Below are 2,489 nucleotides of genomic sequence, written 5' to 3' on the forward strand. Positions count from 1 at the left end.
GCGGCTGCCTACGATGCGGTGATCGTGGCCGTGGGCCACCGGCAGTTCGTGGCGCTGGGCGCCGACGGCGTGCGTGCCTATGGCAAACCTTCGTCCGTGCTCTACGACGTGAAGTACGTGCTGCCGCGCGATGCCGTGGACGGCCGCCTTTGATCAGGATTCGTGCCATGCAGGTAGCGGTTGCGAGCTCCGCCCCTTCATCGATTCATACGTGGCCCTGCCGTTACTTGAACGCAGCGACGAGGCCACCGGTACCCACTCCTGCGACTGGATATACGCATCAGAAATTTCGATAAATGCCGATGTCGCCAATTTCGGCCACCGACACAGCGAGTACTGCAAAGCGCAGTTGACGAATGCGCGCTTCCGTCAAGCCGATACGTTCTTATCGGCGTGAAGCGGTTGGAACTGGAATGAGCACCGGCACATTCACCATATCCATCGACTTTGAACTGTATTGGGGCGTACGCGACACGCGCGGCCTCGATGCCTTCCGCAATCGTCTCGATGGCGCACGGAAAGCCATCCCGCGCATGCTGGACTTGTTCGAGCAACACCAAGTCCACGCCACGTGGGCGACCGTAGGCTTTCTTTTTTGCCGCAACCGCGACGCGGCCCTTTCGGCGGCTCCAACGGTAAAGCCCGGCTACAAGAACAGCGCGCTTTGCCCGTACCGCTACCTGGAGCAGTCCGCCGATCTCGATGGGCGCTATCACTTCGCCCCCGACCTGGTCGACCTGATCGCCGCGACACCCGGACAGGAAATCGCAAGCCACACGTTCTCGCACTACTACTGCCGTGAAGCCGGCCAGACGGTTGCGGCGTTCCGCGCCGATCTCGCCGCGGCCGTTCGCACTGCGGCTGCGCAGGGGATCGCCCTGCGCAGCCTGGTGTTTCCCCGCAACCAGTGGAATCCCGATTACCTGGAAGTGCTGGCCGAACATGGCATCGGCGCTTACCGGGGCAACGAGCATGGTTGGCTCTACGCCGCCACCGATCGTGTTGGCCAGAACGCCGTGCGCCGCATGGGGCGCCTGCTCGACAGCTATATCAATCTCAGCGGGCATCACACGTATGCGCTGGAAAGCTGCGCCGGCAGGCCGCCACTCAATTTTCCGGCCAGCCGTTTCCTGCGGCCGCACAACCCGCGATTGGCCTGGGCGGACGGCCTGCGGTTGCGCAGGATCACGCATGCGATGCGCCATGCCGCCAAGCGTCAGGAAGTCTTCCACCTGTGGTGGCATCCGCACAATTTCGGCATCGACACCGACCAGAACATGGGCTTCCTGGAACGGGTGATCGAGGAGTTCGAACGCCTGCGGCAACATGAGGGCATGCGCTCGCTGGGCATGGCCGAACTTGCCGATGCACTGGCTGCGCAATGAGCCGGCGGATTCCACGCATCGTCATGCTGTGCGGCGACGGGCCCTCGTCCCGGTTCCTCTACAACGCACTGGCGGGCGAGATGGAGATCCTCGCGGTAGTGACGGAGCGCAAACCGTCGGCACGGTCCATGATCCGGTACCGGGTGAGCCAGCTGGGCTGGTTCACGGTCATCGGCCAACTTGCCTTCATCGCATTCAACCGGCTGCTGGCGCGATTGCAGCGCCGCCGCAGCGACGCGTTGATCCTTCGCTACGGATTGCACGCCGCTGCGCCACCTGAGGCCATCGCCCATCAAGTGGACAGCATAAATATCGCAGCGGTGCGTCGCCTGCTCAGAAAACTCGATCCGGATGCAGTGGTCGTGAACGGCACGCGGATCATTTCGCGCAAGGTGATCGATTGCATCCAGCGCCCCTTCATCAACACCCATGCCGGCATCACGCCGCGCTACCGCGGCGTGCACGGCGGTTACTGGGCGCTGGTCCACGACGACGTCGAGAATTGCGGCGTCACCGTCCACCTGGTCGACGCCGGCGTGGATACTGGCGGTGTGTTGTACCAGCAGCGCATCCGTATCGAAGACAGCGACGGCTTCAATACCTATCCGCTGCATCAGCTTGCCGCGGGAATCCCGCTGATGAAGCAAGCCTTGCACGACGTGGTCGATGGCACCCTCGTCAGCCGCGATGGAGTCAGCCCGTCAAGGCTTTGGTATCACCCCACCCTGGGCCAGTACCTGAGATATCGGCTTACCAAATCTGTCAGATAAGAGCGTCGAGCAAGAGCAGAGCGGTCGACGATGAGATAGCCGAAGCGTGGCGGATTCCACGGGTGAGAAAGCGTTCACGCACTCAGCACGCGGAAGCGCCGGTCACATGGTCCGAGGAAGCCGCACATTAACTCGAGATGACTTCATCGCGCCGTACAGGTCCTACACATCCTCCGCACGATATACCTTCGTACAGTCGGCACCGCGCTCGCCCCAGCGCAAGCGTGCGTCCCCGTCGATCGGCCGACACGCGCTGCATGCGCATCAGACGCTACCCAAAACACCTCGGGATGACTGTATGCGGAAGCTGGAAAACACCCGACTCGCCATCGTG

General features: G+C 62.5%; 3 protein-coding genes and 1 pseudogene. All 4 read left to right on the forward strand.

Annotation, left to right across the window (positions count from 1 at the left end; all coding sequences use genetic code 11):
* A pseudogene (locus IHE49_RS18315) lies at positions 1-153 on the forward strand (Vi polysaccharide biosynthesis UDP-N-acetylglucosamine C-6 dehydrogenase TviB); the annotation flags it as partial.
* Positions 154-211: 58 nt separating this feature from the next.
* Positions 212-397 (forward strand): hypothetical protein, encoded by a 186-nt coding sequence (locus tag IHE49_RS18320; RefSeq protein ID WP_192160647.1) that lies wholly within the window; start codon positions 212-214, stop codon positions 395-397.
* A 16-nt stretch (positions 398-413) separates the two neighbouring features.
* A complete protein-coding gene (locus IHE49_RS18325; RefSeq protein WP_192160653.1) occupies positions 414-1,385 on the forward strand; it encodes a polysaccharide deacetylase family protein in 972 nt (323 codons plus the stop codon).
* Positions 1,382-2,155, forward strand: coding sequence for a formyl transferase (locus IHE49_RS18330; protein WP_192160655.1), 774 nt, complete (start codon positions 1,382-1,384; stop codon positions 2,153-2,155). The genes IHE49_RS18325 and IHE49_RS18330 overlap by 4 nt, the downstream gene beginning before the upstream one ends.
* Positions 2,156-2,489 lie beyond the last annotated feature (334 nt).

The sequence above is a fragment of the Rhodanobacter sp. 7MK24 genome, from assembly GCF_014842995.1.
Classification (GTDB): domain Bacteria; phylum Pseudomonadota; class Gammaproteobacteria; order Xanthomonadales; family Rhodanobacteraceae; genus Rhodanobacter_A.